This window comes from Pseudoduganella violaceinigra DSM 15887 (assembly GCF_000425385.1).
Lineage (GTDB): Bacteria > Pseudomonadota > Gammaproteobacteria > Burkholderiales > Burkholderiaceae_D > Rugamonas > Rugamonas violaceinigra.
Genome location: NZ_AUDI01000009.1, coordinates 17,473 through 35,888 on the forward strand (window position 1 = coordinate 17,473; position 18,416 = coordinate 35,888).

Below are 18,416 nucleotides of genomic sequence, written 5' to 3' on the forward strand. Positions count from 1 at the left end.
CCTTAAGCGATGGATTTGGCGGCGTCTTTGATGGCCGCGCGGATCCGTTGATAGGTGCCGCAGCGGCAGATATTGCCCGACATCGCGTTATCGATATCGGTGTCGCTGGGCGACTTGTTCGTGCGCAGCAGGGCTGTCGCACTCATCACCTGCCCGCTCTGGCAGTAGCCGCATTGCGGCACATCGTGCTTGACCCACGCATCCTGCACCGCCTTGCCCACCTTGTCGGCGGACATGGCTTCAATCGTGCTGATCTTCTGTCCCACTGCGGCGGAAATCGGCGTCACGCAGGAGCGGATCGCCTGCCCTTCCAGATGCACGGTGCACGCACCGCACATCGCCATGCCGCAGCCAAATTTGGTGCCGGTCATATTGAGGTTGTCTCGCAGCGCCCACAAGATCGGGGTGGAGGGATCGGCGTCGACTTGCACGTCGCGCCCGTTGATATTCAATGTGACCATTCGAGCTCCTTATTTGATGGTGGCTAATTTCGCTTCCAGGGTACGCTGATCAACTGCTCCTGCAATGCGGCTGCCGTCGGCGAAGAAGATCGCCGGGGTGCCGTTAATATTCATCTTCTGGCCAAGCGCCAGTACCTTGTCGTTCGGCGCGGTACAGCCGTTCGGGGCCGCCGGCGCCGCCTTGCCGTTCAACATCCAGTCGTCCCAGGCCTTGTTGCGGTCGGCCGAGCACCAGATATTCTGCGACTTGGTGGCCGAGTCCGGCGACAGGATGTTGTACAAATAGGTGTACACGGTCACATTGTCGACATTGGCCAGCGTCGTCTGGCGGAAGCGCTTGCAATAACCGCAGTTCGGGTCTTCAAAGATGGCCATGACGCGTTTGCCGTTGCCCTTGACGGTCTTCAGCGCCAGCTCTTTGGGCAGGTCGTCGAAATTGATCTTGTTCAGGTCGTCGATCCGGGCCTGGGTCAAGTCCTGCGACGTTTTCAGGTCGAAGATATGGCCCACCACCAGGATGCTGCCGGTCTTGTCGGTGTAGCGGATTTCACTGCCGACGCGCACTTCATACAGGTCGGCATACTGGGTCTTCTTGATCGAATCGATCCTGGCCTCGCCCAGGCGTTCCGACAGGACCTTGCGCAGTTGTGCTTCGTCTTTTCCATTTTGCGCATCGGCACAGGACATCAGCATGGCCGAAGCCAATGCCAATACCAGTTTACTTTTCTTCATAATTTCTCCGCTTTACAGCTTTCCAAGGGCATGTGAAATCAGCCGGCGCTTTACGCCGGGCAATTTATCCAGCAAGTTTAGCCCGAAATTGCGCACCGCGCGCACAGGTTCGAGATCGGCGCCGAACAGGCGCTCCAGGCCATCCGTCGCGGCCACCATCAGGCTCACTTCTTCCTTGCGCGCGCGCGCATAGCGGGCCAGCACGCGGTCGTCGCCGATCGAGCGGTGCTCTTCGCGTTCCGCCACGGCCTTCACCAGCGCATGCACATCGCCAAAACCCAGGTTCATGCCATGGCCGGCCAGCGGGTGCACCACGTGGGCGGCGTCGCCCACCAGGGCCACGCGCGGCGCGACCATGGCATGCGGGCGCATCAGGCGCAGCGGGAAAGCACGCACCACTTCCGGCTGCAGGGGCGTCAATCGGCCCAGCTTCGGGCCGGCGAAAGGAGCCAGGCGTTCCGCCAGCGCCGCCGCGCCCTCACGGCATAGCGTATCGGACAGCATATCGGGCGCCGACCATACCAGGGAAACCTGGTTGCCGGGCAAAGGCAGCAGTGCCACGATCCCCTGTTCGCCAGTGAACCACTGATGCGCCACCCCGTGGTGCGGCAGCTCGCAGGCAAAGTTGGAGACCACGCCGCTCTGGTTATATGGGCGGTAATCGAGCCCGATATCGCATTGGCCGCGCACCCAGGACTGGGCGCCGTCGGCGCCGACCACCAGCGCCGCGCCAAGGTGGGAGCCGTCGTCCATGGTGATCACCGCCCCCTCGTCGTCATGCTTCAGCGCCACCGCCTTGCCGTGCACGAAGTGGACGTTCTGGGCGAAGCGCAGCGCCGCGTCCAGGGCCTGGTTCAGGTTGCGGTCTTCGACGATCCAGCACAAGGTGCCGGCGTGGGCGCCGTAGGCGTCGAAATTCAGGGCGCCGGCCCTGCTGCCATCGCCGTTGACCAGCATGGCGTCGACCGGGGCGATGCGGGCCTGGTCCAGGGCGCCCCAGACTTTTAGGGAATCGAGCAGGCGCTGGGCGGTATGGTTGAGCGCGAATACGCGTACATCCCAGCTCGCCTCGTCTGGCCGGGCGGGCGCCGGCGGCGGCCCCAGCAGTGTCACACTCAAACCGGACTGGGCAAACGCGAGGGCTGCCGTTTTGGCAATGGCGCCATTGCCGACAATGCAGACCGCAGTCTGCATATGGTGATGCGAGGGCTTGTTCATCCGAACATTATAGCTTTCCTGCAACGGAAAAAGGCTATTGCAAGCCATGGAAACCCTGCTATAATGCTGCCTCTTGGCCTGGTAGCTCAGTTGGTAGAGCAGAGGATTGAAAATCCTTGTGTCGGTGGTTCGATTCCGCCCCGGGCCACCAAGAACATCTCTCACAAAACGTCAACCCATGCAGGTTGGCGTTTTTGTTTCTATGGCACAAAAACTCCTTGTGCCGGTCCATTTAAGGTTACTTCGCCAAGTCAAAGCACTGAAGATGCATCGACTCGACGCGCAAGACCACCTCATCAAGAGAAGTCCGCAATTCCTCCGATTCCAGCGCTCACGCCCCCCACCCGACCAAGGTTGGAATCCTCGAAGCCCAGCAGGAAGGAGATCTCCGCGCCTGACATATGCGTGTTGCGCAAATAGTGGTGTGCCAGTGAACTGCGCAGCGCATCCAGCGTTTGCTGGAACGTAGTGCCTTCCTCTTGCAGCCGACGTTGCAGCGTGCGCGTGCTGACTGCCAGCTTGCGGCTGACGGTCAGCATCGATACGTCGCCGGCCGGCAGGCATTCCAGCACCATGCTGCGGACCCGCTCCAGCATGCCTGCGCTGCGATCCAGATCGACCAGCCGCTGCCGCAATGATGGTTCGAAAAACAGCCACATCTTATGGTTTTCGGTCAGGAATGGGCGGTCCATATCCTCGTTGGCAAAGACCAACGTGGCCAGCTGCGAATTGGTCACTGCCATGCCGAAGTGCGAGGCGTATTTATCTGCATCCGCTTCGGTGATGGAATGAAAAGGCCAACTGACGCGTAGTGGCTGGACAGATGTACGCGTCGCCAAGCGCGCCAGCTGAACAAAGAACACCAGCTTGAACAACAGAAACACTACCGGCGGCCGCGTGGAGGGATCGATGAAGTCATTGATGACCGTGGCCTGATGCGGGACAGTAAATGGCATCGCCTTCAAGGGCGATGCTGACTCCGTTGATACTGCCATGGCTCGAGGCGGGAATCACTTTGCCACCTGCACTGGTGGCGGCGCCCAGTGTCAGGGGTGTAACGCTTCATGCGATGGGCCTCCTGTTGTTGCCGGAACAGGAAATGTCCCATCACAGCGCTGGGGGGGGCGATTCAACAACAAATATCCGTTGGAAATAAGCGGCACCAGCGCAAGCTGTCCCTGGCCTGTCTCGACCGCGTTCACAAGCCGCGCCAGGCAAGCATACACGCCGCAGGCAGGGCCGATGCGGCGCTGCCCGATCGGGAATCCGCGAGCGCTTCGCGACTAATATGAGCGCTGCAATACCATTTGCTCGCGCACATAACGCGCTGGCGGCTGTCCGACATGCCGGGTGAACGCAACACTGAATGCGCTCGCCGAGCCGTAGCCGACGCGTTCAGCGACCTCGGCGATGCCCCCTTCTTGTCTCCGCAGCAGGCTCTTCGCTAAAGCCATGCGCCAAGCGTGCAGGTAGGCCATCGGCGTAACACCCAATGCGCGACTGAATCGCTCGAAGAACGCCGAGCGTGAAAGGGCTGCCTCTTTCGCCAGTTGCGCAACCGTCCAGGGCTTGGTGATATTTTCGTGAAGACGCCGGATTGCCACCGCCAGGCGTTCGTCGGCAAGGCCACGCAGCAGGCCCGGCGACGCCGCGGTCGGTGCCGCGGACCGCAGCGCTTCGATGAGCAGCACCTCCAGCAGCCGCGCCAGGATCACCTCCCGAGCGGGCCGCGTCGCACGCGTTTCTTCGCCCACCAGCTGCACGAGAGTGGCCAGACGCTTCTCGCCGCGGACGTGTACGAGTTGCGGCAGTAGCGAAACCAGCAAGGCCGCGTCGGGCGAGCCGAAGGAGCAGTAACCCACAAGCAGCTGAACGTCGGGCGTCCCATTTTCAACGCCGTGTCTGTATTCGCCACCCGCCAGCGGCGCTGGCGCAATATCCAATTCCTCCGGCATCGGCGGCTCCAGGCTGGACACCGTGAAACTGTACGCCGCCGGAATCAGCACGAAGTCGCCTTGCTGCAGCTGGATCTGCTCGCGCCCCTTGACCTCGAGGCGGCACGTTCCATCCAGGATCACGCAGTAGAACGGTTGGCCGTTTTCCGGGCGCCTTACCCGCCACGGCCCTGTGGCGCTGACGAGCTTCGAGAGCCTGGCTTGCGGTTGCAGGAGCAGGACAACCTCCGCGAGCGGATCAACCATATCTGGACTCTCGCTAATGAAATATGAACTCCTGATTGTAGCAAGTCCGACCATGGCGCACTACAGTTTGCTTACCGCCAAACACTCAACAGGAGTCGCCATGAAAACAGTCCTCATCACCGGATGCTCATCCGGTTTCGGCCTCAAGACCGCCCAACTCTTCCTCGATCGCGATTGGAAGGTCATCGCCACCATGCGCACGCCGCGCGAAGACCTTCTGCCACGATCCGAGCACCTGCGCGTGCTGGCCCTTGACGTGACCGATCCAAACAGCATTCGTCGCGCCGTGGACGCGGCGGGAGCGATCGACGTGCTGGTCAACAACGCCGGCATAGGCACACTGGGTGCCCTGGAGGGCACCTCAATGAAAACCGCCCGCGCTGTCTTCGAAACGAACACGCTGGGCACGATCGCTATGACCCAGGCGGTGCTGCCGCAGTTCAGGCTGCGGCAGGCGGGTGTCGTCATCAACCTAACCTCGAGCGTGACCTCGATACCGCTCCCTCTGCTGTCCGTGTACACGGCGAGCAAGGCGGCGATAAATGCATTCACCGAGTCACTGGCCCTGGAGCTTCAGCAATTCAATGTGCGCGTGAACCTGGTGCTGCCGGGACGCGCTCCACAGACCAAGTTCAGTGAAAACGCCCAGCCATTCATGCAGGGTGCCATCCCTGAGCCGTACGCCGCCTTGGCGAAGAATATCTTCGAGGCATGGGGACAGTCGACTGAGGTCACTCACCCGGTCGACGTGGCAGAGGCGGTATGGCGCGCGGCGACCGATCCGTCGTGCCCGCTTCGCCTTCCTGCCGGTGCCGACGCCGTCTCGCTGTCGCGGCCAAGCTGAAGCGGCATCTGCGTTGGTCTGCCCTCATGGGCAAATCAAACTCGACCGGGACTTCCGCAAGATTGCCGCACCGGCCTACAAAATATGTACACTAGACAACCGTCTTGAAAATCCTTGTGTCGGTGGTTCGATTCCGCCCCGGGCCACCAAGAACATATCTCATGAAACGCCAACCATCACCGGTTGGCGTTTTTGTTTGCCAAACAAAAGTCCTCGTGTCCGGTCTATTTCCGGTTTCACGAAGCACTCCTAAAATTTTCTCCCTCTCATCCCCGCTACTCGCATCTGTCTTCGAGTACGCTGCGCAGCACCTCGCAGATGGTTGCCAATTTGGTCGGTTCAACATATCCCCGACCATCCACGAGTAGTTGGGCCGTGATCACGCGATCTCGGCCCAATTTTTTTGCTGCATTCAATCCGCATCGGGCGGCGGCAGATGCAGGCTGCTGTGATCAGCATGTAGCACCAGAGATGCTTTTGCCAGATCGAAGATCAAACCCAAAGAAACACCTGTAGCCGTCTCGGTCGTGTATGCAAGAGAGCTCTCCCTTGCTCCGTTCCCGATAGTCCTTGTCGCTGCTGCATTTCTCTTGCGCCTTCACATCAGGGTACATGGCATCGAACATCTCCTTGGCAAGCGGTCCGCCGACGTTAAACGACACCTTACGGTCATTTGACGTCGCTTGCTGCTCTTCTCCTAGAGAACCTGAATAAACAAGGTAGCTCCCCTTAAATGGCTTGTATTGCCACCATTCATATTTCTCACCAGCATAGGCGGCGGAAAGACCAAGAAACGATATGCCAAGTACAAGTCGCGAAAATTGCTTCATACAGTCAACTCAACGTGGAAATGGTGATCGTGGTCCTTGAAGGGAGTGACAAATGGCGATGCGTGCTTGTCGTTGAAGAGGATTCTGTGCACGCCAGGGTATGCGTGGAAGAGAGCAATCAACTTCCCTGTAGCGACTTGGTCATAGTCGTCTGCCTGATACCAGTACACCGCCTCGCGACGCCCATCCTTTCGAATCGGACGGATATCGACCTGAAGCCCATTCTTATGAGACTCGTGCTTCTTGTATTCAGGCCCATTTGCCAAGCTAATATTACCGACGCCGAACTTGCGGTGGTCTATGTTCGCCCATTCTCTCTCAACAAATAAAATCATAGTCATCATTGCTGGGTGCGCGTACTGCCCGCCCCCGTTGGGAGGTGTGCCATGCACGTAATAGCCAGCCTCCTCGGGAGCCTGGGGCAACATGAAATAGCTGCGGGAGTCATGGGGTTGAAGCTGCGATAGAGGTTCCATAGACGCTCCGTTACACAACCCGATTAGTGGAAAGATCCCAGCCGCCGGTCGTGTTACCCCCAATGCCACCACCAATTTTCTGCTGCGTGTACTTCCAATGCACCTTGGAGAATTTGAGCGTTAGCGATTCCTGCAACCCTACTTCGGAGTGGACGACCTGGTCAACGCTACCAACCAAAACGTTTTCGAGCTCGATCTCGTAATACTTCACCGGATCTCCGTTGCCATCCGCGCGCATGAACTCAAGCTTTGCCTTCGGGATCGTTCGGCCAGCGGAACAGGTCTGCATCAATATCGGCGAAGACAAGTCAGCAAGTTTGCCGATAGCGATGCTTTTATGCTCGCAACGTTCCGCCGTATGCCCTCCAGCCGTCGAGGCGGTCGCACTCTTAGGCTGCTTAACCCCGAGCTGTACCGACGTGCACTCTATCCATCCTTGATGCCTTGAGTCTGCCGATTCGCCCTTGATGCCATCGATTTGCAGGTAGACGTCGATCGCCATGATAATGCTCCTTCAGTCTGCTTGAGTAAGGTCATTGTATTTGTCGATTCGACACAGATTTTTGACCGCACGCAAACTTAGCAAGAATAAGGCGCTCACTGTCGTTCCACTGTCCGCAGCACATGAAGGTGCTATCACACGGGACGCGCTAAGCTGGTTTCCTGAACGACTTTCCTGCCGCGACAAATCTGGTAACACGTCGCTCCGCTGTCCACTCCCGGTTCTTGAGCAGAAAAATCGTGCGATGACGCTGCTTTCAGGCCTTGCTCAACAAGCTTGGATAGCCTAACTTCCTGACGAAATCCAAAAAACCAATGTGCCAAGGATCGACTTGATCCATTTCATCTTTCCCCTCGCTCCATAGATCATCCTTGATGCAGCGTTCTCGAAGAGTCCACCTTTTCCAGGCGCTGGTCTTGAAAATCGGCAAGCTGCAGCAGGGACGCGGCCCATCTCCATCGGGAGACACTTGACCGCGCCGTACTGATGCTGGACAGTTTCCGGGAAAGTCTTACCAAGCAATGCCTTGACGTGCTGGTAGCGGAAGAACTTATTTCCCCGGCAGAGCGCGCCCCGGCGCTGAAGAAGAGGTGGTAAGACAAAACCCCAGCCGCCAATACTCTGGTATCGCCTTCCGCAGCACTGGTATGGATGTCACGCTTGGCGCTGATCGGCGACGAGCGCCTGAGCACGGATGCTGTCCGTGCCGCAAGCGGCAAGGTAAAGCAAGCCGAGATTCTAAGCGAAGCCAGCGATCGATACACTTGGATCGGGACCGCGTCCCGCCGCCACCGGCGCCACTTCTCCCGTCCCTCGCTGGCTCTGGATCGCCGCGCCGGCACTCATGGTGGCATTCATGATATGGGGCATGATCTAGGAAGCGCTGAACGGCGAAATCAGGTAGGCGTTTGTTTTTTCGGGCAAATGCTCCTGCCAACCGGTCGACAAGCGTTGGCCCGAATAGCTCCCCCTGCGGCTTCTACCGTTTCGGCCGACCCGCCAATCCGATGCTATTCTGGCCACTTCTTTCACTCCACACGAGGCACCTTCCATGTCCAAGCTACGCGTTCTCGCAACCATGCCCCTGGCGCTGGCAATGCTCACCAGCACTTTCGTGCATGCTGAAACGGCCACCTACCCGCTGGCCGCGGACGTCAGTTCGATCGACGGCCTGATGAAGGCTTATTACGATATTGTGTCCGGTCCCGGCAGCCAGGTGCGCGATGTGGCGCGCGACAAGTCGATTCATCATCCCGACGCGCGCGTGTTTTACCCGGGCAGCGCCAGCGACGGCTCCGCGCGCGTCACCGTCATGAGTGTCGAGGAGTACCACCGCAACTCGGCCGCCGCGTTCAAGGAAGGCTTCTACGAGAAGGAAGTTGAGCGCACCGTGCGCCAGTTCGGTCCATCGGTTCATGTGTGGAGCACTTACGAATCGCGCAAGACGCCGGACGGGCCCGTTATCGCCCGCGGCATCAACAACCTCATCCTGCTATTTGACGGCAAGCGCTATTCCATCCTGGCCGAAACGTTTGGCCGCGAATCCAGCGACAATCCTTTGCCCCCTTTGCAGGCCAACAGCAAAAACTGAACCTCCTTGCGCCGGTGGTCCGCTTGTACGCGGATCATCGCGCATAAGCCGCCGCAGTTGCCCGTCATTGTTTTCTGTCGGAAATCCTTACAAGCTCTTACAAATGAATAATCGCTACCGTTCAGCAAGTCGTTGAATTTAAAGAAACATTCCCCAGCGGATCGAGGGTGGCACGATGCATGCTTATAAGCAGACTCCACCCCTATTACGAGGTCCGACATGAAAATTCTAAGTCAGTTGCTTGCTGTTGCCGCGTTAGCCCTTCCTTTGCCTCTTCTGGCGTTCCCGATCGCCTCCCCGGGCAATGAAGGCAATCCGGTTGTGGTCAGCGGCAATTCTGCCATCATCGCCACCTACCAGGGCAACTCCGCCTCGTACAGCAACGACCTGTACCTGGTGACGCCAGACGGCATCGACAACAATGACATTTTCCTGTTCAATAACCACGGCTCGGCCGTTGGCGCGACCTACAACCTGGGCACGTTTGCGCTCGGCACTGAACTGGTGTTCCGCCTGCATGTAAACAACACCGGCTTCGACTACTTTACTGGCCTGGCCAGCCGCAACCCGGACGGGCAATTCCACGCACGCGTGCAAGCCAACTGGGACACCAATACCACCCTGGTCAGCTTTGAAGACTTGCACGGCGGTCCTTTCGATTTCAACGACCTCAGCTTCTCATTCACGAATACCAACAGCGGCAATCCAGCCAACGACGTACCGGAACCGGGCAGCATGCTGCTGCTGGGCCTGGGCTTGAGCGGCCTGGCCTTGGCCAGGAAGCGCAACAAGTAAGCAAACGCGGAAGCGCCGCCCAAGGGTGGCGCTTGTGATACCCGGAACGTTCTGCTTGCCCATCAATGTGCCCAGCCTCCCGGCCTTCGCCGAAAATACAACGCCTGAACATTGCTCTTTTAAATTTACTTAACAATAATTGCCTTTTGGCAACCAAATCTTTACACTCCTGCTTCCTTAACCCATCACTACCAGTTAGCATGAAAAAGTTTGTATTTGCCGTGGGCGCCTTGTTTGCAACCATGGGCGCAGCATACGCGCAAAGCCAGGTTACCCAGCCTTCGGCCGTGAGCTTCCTCGCCGGCATGGGTATCAGCGGCGGCGGCGACAATCTGGCCACCGCCAGGTTTACCAATGGCACCTCGCAAAAAATCAAAGCCGGCGGCGGCTTCTACTTCACCACCGGCGTCAATTACCAAATGACCCAGGAGTTCTCGCTGCAGGGCACCGTCAACTTCCACGTCGACGACACCAGCGCCAATAATGGCAGCATCAAGTTCCAACGCTTCCCGCTTGAAGTGCTGGGTTATTACCATATCAACGATCAGCTGCGCATTGGTGCCGGCCTGCGCTATGTCAGCGGCGCAAAGCTGAGCAGCAGCGGTGCGGCGGAAGGCTACAACACCAAGTTCGACGATACCCTGAGCAGCGTGGCGGAAGCCGAGTACTTCTGGGTGCCAAACTTCGGCATGAAATTGCGCTATGTGAAAGAAACCTTCAAAGCCCCCGGCATTCGCGATGTAAAAGCCAACCACGTCGGCATCTCCGGCAACATCTATTTCTAAGCAGCGGTACGCTGAAACACGCTGTGCAGGCGACGACGCCGGTCCTTGTGGCCGGCGTTTTTGTTTGTGCCGACGCCCGGTGGGTGTTGACAATATAATACACATCCGTTTTCCCGGCTAACCATGCGCCTATGCACAACTCCCTGCGGTTCGCCATCGCGGCACTCGTCTTTCCCAGCACAGCCCTCGCCAATGACGGCGTTGCGGCCGTCGGCATCGGCGGCATCGTCTTCGGCAAGACCGACGCCATCGCCATGAAAAAGGAAGTGCTGACGATCAGCCATGACCTGGTCAGTGTCGACTATGAATTCCTGAACGAATCCGCCAACGATGTGGAGGAGACCATCGTCTTCCCGCTCCCACCCTATACCGCTGCCAAGCAAATGAGCGAAGCCTACTACGGCCAGCCCGACGGATTTTCCATCCGCGTGGACGGCAAGCCGGTCGCATTCCAGAGCCGGCTGGTAGCCCGCTCGCCCAAGGGCAAGGATGTCACGGCGCAGTTGCGCAAGCTGGGCCTGAGCAATAAAGAAATTGCCTACACGCCTAGCTTTGCCCGTAAGTCGGGCAAAGTCGCCGCGTTCACAGAACAGCAGGCCAGGCAGATGATCGAGCTTGGCCTGCTGGACAAGGACAGCTGGGATCCCAGCTGGGAAGTGGAAGTCAATTACGTCTGGACGCAAAAGTTCCCGCCCAATCGGATCGTTCGCGTTCACCACGACTACCAGCCATTCGTCGCCGCCGGGCCTGGCGAATCGGCCATGAACGAGGAATTCGAAAAGAAATATTGCGCCGACCAGGCCTATGTCGACGCTTACTGGCGCATTGTCGAACGCAAGGAAGGCGGCTTCGATGTCGCTAACGTTGCCTACATACTCACCACCGGCAACACCTGGAAACGCGGCATCGAGGACTTCACGCTCAACATCGTCAAGCGTAAGCCCGATGAGCTGGTCAGCCTCTGCTTCCCGGGCAAGGCGCAGAAAGTCGACGCCCTGACGTACCGCTTCCACTTGAGCAATTTCCACCCAAGCAAAGACCTCGACGTCGCCTTCGGCAATGTCGCGGACAATGAAAGCGCTGACGGCGTCATGCCGCGCCTGCCTCAAGAAACCCTGTCAACCACCACCACTGCCCACCCATGAAGATCTCCTGGCGATTCGCCCTTGCGGCACTGACGCTTCCCAATTTTGCCCTGGCCAATGACGGCATTGCCGCAGTCGGCGTCGGCGGCATCGTCTTCGGCAAGACCGATGTGATCGCCATGAAGAAGGAAGTCCTGAATATCAGCCATAACCTCATCAGTGTCGATTATGAATTCCTGAACGAATCGGCCAGCGAGGTGGAAGAGACCATCGTCTTCCCGCTCCCGCCCTATACCGCGGCACAACAGGGCAGCGAGACTTATTACGGCCAGCCGGATGGTTTCTCCATTCGCGTGGATGGCAAGCCCGTCGCCTTTACCAGCAGAATGGTGGCCCGCAGCCCCGATGGCACAGATATCACGGCGCAGCTGAAAAAGCTGGGATTGAGCAACCGGCAAATCGCCTACACGCCGGAATTCTCCGCCACGTCCGGCGCCGTCCCTGGCTTCACGCCAGCGCAATCGAAGCAGCTGCGCCAATTGAACCTGCTGGACGAGGATACCGGCGCACCGACCTGGCAGGTGGAGGTCAACTATGTCTGGAAGCAGAAATTCCCGGCCCGGCAAATCATCCGCGTGCACCACGACTACCGCCCCTTCGTGGCCGCAGGCCCGGGCGAATCCCGCATGGGCGAGGGGTTCGCGCAGACTTATTGCACGGACCAAAGCTATCTGAAAGCCCGCGCCAGGATCGAAAATAAAGAGAACGCCTACTTCGACACGCGGAATGTTTCCTACATCCTCAAGACGGGAAATACCTGGAAGCGCGGCATTGAAGACTTCACGCTCAATATCATCAAACGCAGGCCGGAAGAGCTGGTCAGCCTGTGTTTCCCCGGCACGTTCAAGAAAATCGATGCCCACACCTACCAGGTCCATTTGTCGAATTTCCACCCCACGAAAAACCTGGAGGTCCACTTCGGCAATATCGAGGGCGGCCAGGACGAAAACGCGGGTGTCATGCCGGTGCTGCCCCACTAGGCAAATTCCACATCACGAAATTCGGATCCCACATTGCAGAAAATCGCTCGGCGGCGCACCATGCCGCTGAGTTCACGGGACGAAAAATCATTTCATATCATGGCAAATGAAAATTAAACTATTGAATTTAAACGATAAAATATAGCTTATATGTCTTATATAAGACATGGGTGCAACGCAAAAGAACGGCCTATCATTATTCCAAGTGCTTCTTCTTTTTCAAACGCTAGGAAAATGACCATGTCCCACTACCAAGACGACATCAACGCCATCGCCGCCCTCAAGGAACGTAACGGCAGCGCCTGGAACGCCATCAGCCCGGAAGCGGCCGCCCGCATGCGCGCCCAGAACAAATTCAAGACCGGTCTGGACATCGCCCGCTACACCGCCAAGATCATGCGCGCCGACATGGCCCGTTACGACGCCGATCCATCCCAGTACACCCAGTCGCTGGGTTGCTGGCACGGTTTCATCGGCCAGCAAAAGATGATCTCGATCAAGAAGCACTTCAACAGCACCGACCGCCGCTACCTCTACCTGTCGGGCTGGATGGTTGCCGCGCTGCGTTCCGAATTCGGCCCGCTGCCTGACCAGTCGATGCACGAAAAAACCGCCGTATCGGCCCTGATCAAGGAGCTGTACACCTTCCTGCGCCAAGCCGACGCGCGCGAACTGGGCGGCCTGTTCCGCCAGCTGGACGCCGCCAGCGGCGACGCCAAGAAAGCCATCCAGGACAAGATCGACAACCACGTCACCCACGTCGTGCCGATCATCGCCGACATCGACGCCGGTTTCGGCAACGCCGAAGCGACCTACCTGCTGGCCAAGCAGTTCATCGAAGCCGGTGCCTGCTGCATCCAGATCGAAAACCAGGTGTCGGACGAGAAGCAGTGCGGCCACCAGGACGGCAAAGTCACCGTGCCGCACGAAGACTTCCTGGCCAAGATCCGCGCCATCCGCTACGCCTTCCTGGAACTGGGCGTGGACGACGGCATCATCGTGGCCCGTACCGACTCCCTGGGCGCCGGCCTGACCAAGCAGATTGCCGTCACCAACCAGCCGGGCGACCTGGGTGACCAGTACAACGCCTTCCTCGATTGCGACGAAGTGGCCGCTGATGCCCTGGGCAACGGCGACGTGATCATCAAGCGCGACGGCAAGCTGCTGCGTCCTAAGCGCCTGCCTTCGAACCTGTTCCAATTCCGCGCCGGCACCGGCGAAGCGCGTTGCGTCCTGGACTGCATTACCTCGCTGCAGAATGGCGCCGACCTGCTGTGGATCGAAACCGAGAAACCGCACATCGGCCAGATCGGCGGCATGGTCAAGGAAATCCGCAAGGTGATCCCGAACGCCAAGCTGGTGTACAACAACAGCCCATCGTTCAACTGGACCCTGAACTTCCGCCAGCAAGCCTACGACCGCATGAAGGCCGCGGGCGAGGACGTGTCGGCCTACGACCGCGCCGCGCTGATGAATGTCGAGTACGACGCAAGCGCGCTGGCCCTCGAAGCAGACGAGAAGATCCGCACCTTCCAGGCCGACGCAGCCCGCGAAGCCGGCATCTTCCACCACCTGATCACCCTGCCGACCTACCACACCGCGGCCCTGTCGACCGACAACCTGGCCAAGGAATACTTCGGCGACCAGGGTATGCTGGGCTACGTGGCTGGCGTGCAGCGCAAGGAAATCCGCCAGGGCATCGCCTGCGTCAAACACCAGAACATGTCCGGTTCCGACATCGGCGACGACCACAAGGAATACTTCAGCGGCGAAGCAGCCCTGAAGGCGGCCGGCAAAGACAACACCATGAACCAGTTCTAAGCACGCTTCAGCGCAAGCACAAACGCCACCTTCGGGTGGCGTTTTTCGTTTGCTGGCGCGCACGGGTCAGGCATAGTTCGACGGCAGGTCAAGAGCGGCGCCTTGGGCTCGATAGAGCTGGTATGCCTCGTCCACGATAGCGACCAGCGTCCCCTGCTGCACCGGCTTTTCAATGAATTTGTAGACCGCGCCCATATTAATGGCCTGGCGCGTCGCTTCGGCATCGTCGCAGGCGCTCAGCATGATGCGCAGCACGGCCGGATACATGCGCCGCACGCGGCTCAGGAACTCGACGCCGCTGATGGCCGGCATGCGCTGGTCGCACAGCAGCACCGCCACTTCGCGGCAGGCCAGGATTTCAAACGCCTGCTCCGGGTCGGCGGTGACGTGCACGCTATAGCCTTCATTGCTCAACACCAGGTCCAATAGGGCCAGCATGTGGGGATCGTCGTCCAGCACCAGCAAGGCTGGCGCGTCGGGCACGCGCCCGGTCAGGTGGCCCGGCAGGCGGTAGTCCGCGCGCAGCAGTTCCGCCAGCGCGCCGGCCGCCAGCGGTTTGCTGAAGTAGAAGCCCTGCACGATATCGCAGTGGCGCTGGGCCAGCAGCGCCAACTGCCCTTCCGTCTCGACGCCCTCCGCCACCACCTCCAGGTGCAGGCTGTGCGACATGGTGATGATGGCGTCCGATATGGCCAGGCTGCCCGGGTCGGTGGTGATTTCGCGCACGAAGGAGATATCGAGTTTCAGGCGGTCGATGGGGAAGCGCTTCAAGTAGCTCATATTCGAGTAGCCGGTGCCGAAATCGTCGATCGACAGCTCGACCCCGATCGACTTCATGCTTTCCATCATGGGCACACTGTGCTCGGGGTCGGCCATCGAAATGCTCTCGGTCAGTTCCAGCTCCAGATAGTGGGGCGCCAGGCCGCTGTCCTGCAGCGCCGACCGCACCACGGCCTCCAGGCCCGCATGGGCGCACTGGCGCGCCGAAATATTCACCGCCACCGGAATCGGCGCCAGGCCGGCGTCCTGCCAGGCCTTATTCTGCCGGCAGGCGCGCCGCAGCACCCACTCGCCGATGGGGATAATCAGCCCCGACTCCTCGGCGAAGGAAATGAAATGCCCTGGTCCCAGCAGCCCCTTGTCCGGGTGGCGCCAGCGCAGCAGGGCTTCCACCCCAGCCACGCGGCCGCTGCGCAGGTTCACCTGCGGCTGGTAATGCAGTTCGAACTCGTCGCGTTCCAGCGCCAGGCGCAGGCTGGCGCCCAGTTCCAGTTGCTGCTGCGCGCGCAGCTGCAATTCCTCGGTGAAGAACTGGAAGCCGTTGCGCCCGAGCTCCTTGGCGCGGTACATCGCCGTGTCGGCGTGCTTGATCAAGACATCGCCATCCGCCCCGTCCTGCGGGTAGGCGGCCAGGCCCATGCTGCAACTGACCTGGATCTCGCGCCCGGCCAGCGTGAGCGGCGCGGCAACCCGCTCCAGCACGCGCCGTACCAGTTCGGTCAGCTGGGCCTCCGCCAACGCCCCGGGTTCGCCATCGTCGCGCAGCAGCAGGACAAATTCATCGCCGCCGAAACGGGCCGCCGTGTCGCTGGCGCGGATGCTGGACTGCAGGCGCAGCGCCACTTCACGCAGCAGCTGGTCGCCCATTTCATGGCCCAGGTTATCGTTGATCAGCTTGAAGTCGTCCAGGTCGAGGAAGGCCACCACAATGCGGCCGTTGTGCCGCAGCGCATGGCCGATGGCCTGGTTCAGGCGGTCCAGCATCAGGCTGCGGTTGGCCAGGCCGGTCAGGGTGTCGAACTGGGCCTGGTGTGCCAGCTGGTCGGCATCGTTGCGCGCATCGGTGATGTCGCTGATGATGGCCACGCAATGGCTGGGCGGTCCGTCCTCGCTGAGCACCGGCGCAATACTGACTTCGTTCCAGAAGCTCGTGCCGTCCTTGCGATAGCCGCGCAGTACGGCGTGGGCCACGCGCCCTTCGCGCATGGCCAGGCGGATTTCGTGCACCCCCGGCTGGTCGAGATCGCCGTGCACCAGGAATTCGGCCGGCTTTCCCAGCACCTCCAGCGCGCTGTAGCCGGTGATCCGTTCGAACGCCTTATTGACGTATTCGAGCGGGAAGCCGGGTTTGCCCAGGTTGGCGATCATGATGCCGTTGAAGGTCGATTCCATGGCGCGTTCGCGCAGGTGCAGCGCGTCGCTCATGGAGTTGAAGACGCTTGCCAGCTCGCTGATTTCGTCGTGCGTATTCTTGACCCTGGCGTGCGCGCGCTGTCCGCGCCCCAGTTGCATGGCGGCGTTGGTCAATTGGCGCAGGGGCGCCGAAACCGCGCGCGCCAGATAGAGCGAAATGGCCAGCGCCAGCAGCATGCCCGCCAGGGCCAAGGTGCTCAAATGGCGCAGGGCGCGCGCCACCAGTGCCGACATATCCTCGTACAGCGGCGTGTATTCGAATACCAGGGCGGCCATGATGCGGTTGGCCGAATCGCGCACGGGCACGACGACCTGGCGCATTTCCGGTTCGGTTGCGGTGGCCGCTTCCTTGGTCATGCGCGGAACGCCGTCTTGCAAGACCTGGCTGACGACGCTGCGCCGCTCGCCGGCTTCGATCTGGCTGCCGATATGTTCCGCGGTGACGTCGGCAAGGATGGTGAGGTCGGGACCGACAATTTCGAGGTCGCGCTTTTCGCGGGCGGCCATGAAATCGATAAATTCCTGGTAGCGCTTCCGGTTATCTTCCGGCGCGGCCCTGGAAACCTCGAATGCCGCCAGGCTGGACATGGCTTCCGCCAGATAGCGGGCCTCGGCGCCGATGGAATGCCGCGCCAGTTCCCGCATCTGGCCGATCGTCAGCACGCCGGCAACGCCGATCACGGTGAATACCGTCGCAACGACGGCGGTAAGCTTGGTCGAAATACGCATGGCGCCCTTTCTAGCGAGCTGAGGCTATAGATTAGCCGATTTCGCCCGCGGGAAATGCGCTTCGCAAGGCAGCCTAATTGGCTTTCAAGTTTGCAGCGACATCTTGCAGCGCCAGCGACGCCATGGCGCGTATGCCTTCGTACGATTTTGCCGACGCGATGAAGCGGCCGTTGTGGCAAAAGCCGGCATCGGCCACCCCCGTCACCGCCGCCAGCTCGGCATCGCGCAGTCCAGCCCAGGCCTCGGGCAGATCGGCGCGCGCATCGAAGCTGTCCGGGCTAGCCGGCACGGTGTTCAGCATGTAGCGCTGTTCGGCGATGGCGTGACTGATGACGAACAGCACCTTCGGCATCTCCTTGCGCACCACCTGGCTCCACGGCAGCGCGCCGTTCCTTAGGAACAGGACCTTGCCGCCTTCCAGCTTCTCGCCCGCGCGCACCTGCTCCAGCGCCAGCAAGGCACCGACCCGGTACTTCACGGCATTGATCATCACGTCGGTCAGCACCGCCATCGCGCGGCGGAACTGGACCAGGCGGAACGCCTCCGCGGCGGCGCCGTAGCCCAGTCTTTGCTCGTCGAGCCAGTTGCTGTTGTAACCGGAAATCACCGCCGACAAGCCGTAGCCGCCGGGGGCGCTCTTGGCCGCGCCCACGTCCGACAGGTCGAGATACTGCACCACGTCGGCATCAATGCCGTAGGCGATTTCGCGTGCCTTGTCTTCCGTCAACTGATGACCGGTGTGGGCCAGGGCCAGCGTGCTGACGCAGCGGGCGCCATACTCGCGCCACACCAGGCCGGCGCTGGCGTAGGGCACGCCCGTTTGCCGCGCCCCGCCGAAGCCTTTTTGATGGTGGTCGAAACGGCCGGCGGCCGGGTCCCAGACGCCGCCGACATCGACCACGAAATCGCCCGTGTCGATGAGCGCCGGATCGCGCGTGCGGATGATGTCGGCGTCCGGGTGCAGGACAGTCAGGGCAGCGACCGCCCACGCATCGTCTGCGTGGAACTTGCCGCTGTGGGTAACGATGAGAATTTGCTTCGGCATCCCCACATGATACTAGACGACGCTTCCCGCGTTGGCATCGAAAAGCGGTCTGCGCGCCGCCGTGCCGC

Annotated in this window: 18 protein-coding genes and 1 tRNA gene; 8 read left to right on the top strand and 11 right to left on the bottom strand. The window is 60.2% G+C overall.

What is annotated here, in order from left to right; genetic code table 11:
- Positions 1-2 precede the first annotated feature (2 nt).
- From H597_RS0106380 to H597_RS0106390, 3 genes are read right to left on the bottom strand one after another with little or no spacing between them, the layout of a single operon-like run.
- Positions 3-461 carry a (2Fe-2S)-binding protein gene (locus H597_RS0106380; RefSeq protein WP_028101400.1) on the bottom strand — a complete coding sequence of 153 codons (459 nt, stop codon included), beginning with the start codon at positions 459-461 and terminating at the stop codon, positions 3-5.
- A 9-nt stretch (positions 462-470) separates the two neighbouring features.
- A complete protein-coding gene (locus H597_RS0106385; RefSeq protein ID WP_028101401.1) occupies positions 471-1,193 on the bottom strand; it encodes a DsbC family protein in 723 nt (240 codons plus the stop codon).
- A 12-nt stretch (positions 1,194-1,205) separates the two neighbouring features.
- Positions 1,206-2,411, bottom strand: a complete 1,206-nt coding sequence (locus H597_RS0106390; protein WP_028101402.1) for an FAD-dependent monooxygenase — start codon at positions 2,409-2,411, stop codon at positions 1,206-1,208.
- A gap of 75 nt (positions 2,412-2,486) precedes the next feature.
- Between H597_RS0106390 and H597_RS0106395 the strand changes: the two genes are divergently transcribed.
- Positions 2,487-2,562, top strand: a tRNA-Phe gene (locus tag H597_RS0106395).
- Between the two features lie 145 nt (positions 2,563-2,707).
- On the opposite strand, the gene H597_RS29950 is transcribed toward H597_RS0106395, so the two are convergent.
- The 3 genes from H597_RS29950 to H597_RS0106405 all read right to left on the bottom strand — a co-directional run bounded on the left by H597_RS29950 (position 2,708) and on the right by H597_RS0106405 (position 4,612).
- The gene (locus H597_RS29950) at positions 2,708-3,367 is read right to left on the bottom strand and encodes a helix-turn-helix transcriptional regulator (protein ID WP_229632122.1); all 660 of its coding nucleotides are present in this window, start codon (positions 3,365-3,367) and stop codon (positions 2,708-2,710) included.
- Positions 3,327-3,425 (bottom strand): hypothetical protein, encoded by a 99-nt coding sequence (locus tag H597_RS36200; RefSeq protein ID WP_371850720.1) that lies wholly within the window; start codon positions 3,423-3,425, stop codon positions 3,327-3,329. Before H597_RS36200 ends, H597_RS29950 begins: the two co-directional genes overlap by 41 nt.
- A gap of 269 nt (positions 3,426-3,694) precedes the next feature.
- On the bottom strand, positions 3,695-4,612 hold the full coding sequence (locus tag H597_RS0106405) for an AraC family transcriptional regulator (RefSeq protein WP_028101403.1): 918 nt from the start codon (positions 4,610-4,612) through the stop codon (positions 3,695-3,697).
- 100 nt (positions 4,613-4,712) lie between these two features.
- On the opposite strand from H597_RS0106405, the gene H597_RS0106410 reads away from it, so the two are divergent.
- Positions 4,713-5,456 (top strand): SDR family oxidoreductase, encoded by a 744-nt coding sequence (locus H597_RS0106410; RefSeq protein WP_035373432.1) that lies wholly within the window; start codon positions 4,713-4,715, stop codon positions 5,454-5,456.
- Between the two features lie 452 nt (positions 5,457-5,908).
- Here the strand turns inward: H597_RS0106410 and H597_RS0106415 are convergent, their stop codons facing one another.
- The 3 genes from H597_RS0106415 to H597_RS0106425 are packed head-to-tail and all read right to left on the bottom strand — an operon-like array spanning position 5,909 to position 7,264.
- The gene (locus H597_RS0106415) at positions 5,909-6,286 is read right to left on the bottom strand and encodes a hypothetical protein (RefSeq protein ID WP_035373331.1); all 378 of its coding nucleotides are present in this window, start codon (positions 6,284-6,286) and stop codon (positions 5,909-5,911) included.
- Positions 6,283-6,762: a penicillin-insensitive murein endopeptidase gene (locus H597_RS0106420; RefSeq protein WP_028101406.1), complete on the bottom strand. Its 480-nt coding sequence runs from the start codon at positions 6,760-6,762 to the stop codon at positions 6,283-6,285. The genes H597_RS0106415 and H597_RS0106420 overlap by 4 nt, the downstream gene beginning before the upstream one ends.
- Positions 6,763-6,772: 10 nt before the next feature.
- Entirely contained in the window at positions 6,773-7,264 is a 492-nt protein-coding gene (locus H597_RS0106425) for an Hcp family type VI secretion system effector (protein WP_028101407.1), read from the bottom strand.
- 1,051 nt (positions 7,265-8,315) lie between these two features.
- Here H597_RS0106425 and H597_RS29955 point away from each other — a divergent pair.
- From H597_RS29955 to H597_RS0106455, 6 genes are all read left to right on the top strand, one after another.
- Entirely contained in the window at positions 8,316-8,855 is a 540-nt protein-coding gene (locus H597_RS29955) for a hypothetical protein (protein ID WP_154667990.1), read from the top strand.
- A gap of 219 nt (positions 8,856-9,074) precedes the next feature.
- A complete protein-coding gene (locus tag H597_RS0106435) occupies positions 9,075-9,650 on the top strand; it encodes a PEP-CTERM sorting domain-containing protein (RefSeq protein WP_028101408.1) in 576 nt (191 codons plus the stop codon).
- A gap of 200 nt (positions 9,651-9,850) precedes the next feature.
- Positions 9,851-10,435 carry an outer membrane beta-barrel protein gene (locus tag H597_RS0106440; RefSeq protein ID WP_028101409.1) on the top strand — a complete coding sequence of 195 codons (585 nt, stop codon included), beginning with the start codon at positions 9,851-9,853 and terminating at the stop codon, positions 10,433-10,435.
- Positions 10,436-10,566: 131 nt separating this feature from the next.
- On the top strand, positions 10,567-11,580 hold the full coding sequence (locus H597_RS0106445; RefSeq protein WP_028101410.1) for a DUF4424 family protein: 1,014 nt from the start codon (positions 10,567-10,569) through the stop codon (positions 11,578-11,580).
- Positions 11,577-12,560: a DUF4424 family protein gene (locus H597_RS0106450; RefSeq protein WP_028101411.1), complete on the top strand. Its 984-nt coding sequence runs from the start codon at positions 11,577-11,579 to the stop codon at positions 12,558-12,560. The genes H597_RS0106445 and H597_RS0106450 overlap by 4 nt, the downstream gene beginning before the upstream one ends.
- A gap of 240 nt (positions 12,561-12,800) precedes the next feature.
- On the top strand, positions 12,801-14,381 hold the full coding sequence (locus H597_RS0106455) for an isocitrate lyase (protein ID WP_028101412.1): 1,581 nt from the start codon (positions 12,801-12,803) through the stop codon (positions 14,379-14,381).
- A gap of 66 nt (positions 14,382-14,447) precedes the next feature.
- Here the strand turns inward: H597_RS0106455 and H597_RS33135 are convergent, their stop codons facing one another.
- Positions 14,448-17,303, bottom strand: coding sequence for an EAL domain-containing protein (locus H597_RS33135; protein ID WP_051293586.1), 2,856 nt, complete (start codon positions 17,301-17,303; stop codon positions 14,448-14,450).
- Positions 17,304-17,376: 73 nt separating this feature from the next.
- Positions 17,377-18,348, bottom strand: coding sequence for an MYG1 family protein (locus H597_RS0106465; RefSeq protein WP_229632113.1), 972 nt, complete (start codon positions 18,346-18,348; stop codon positions 17,377-17,379).
- Positions 18,349-18,416 lie beyond the last annotated feature (68 nt).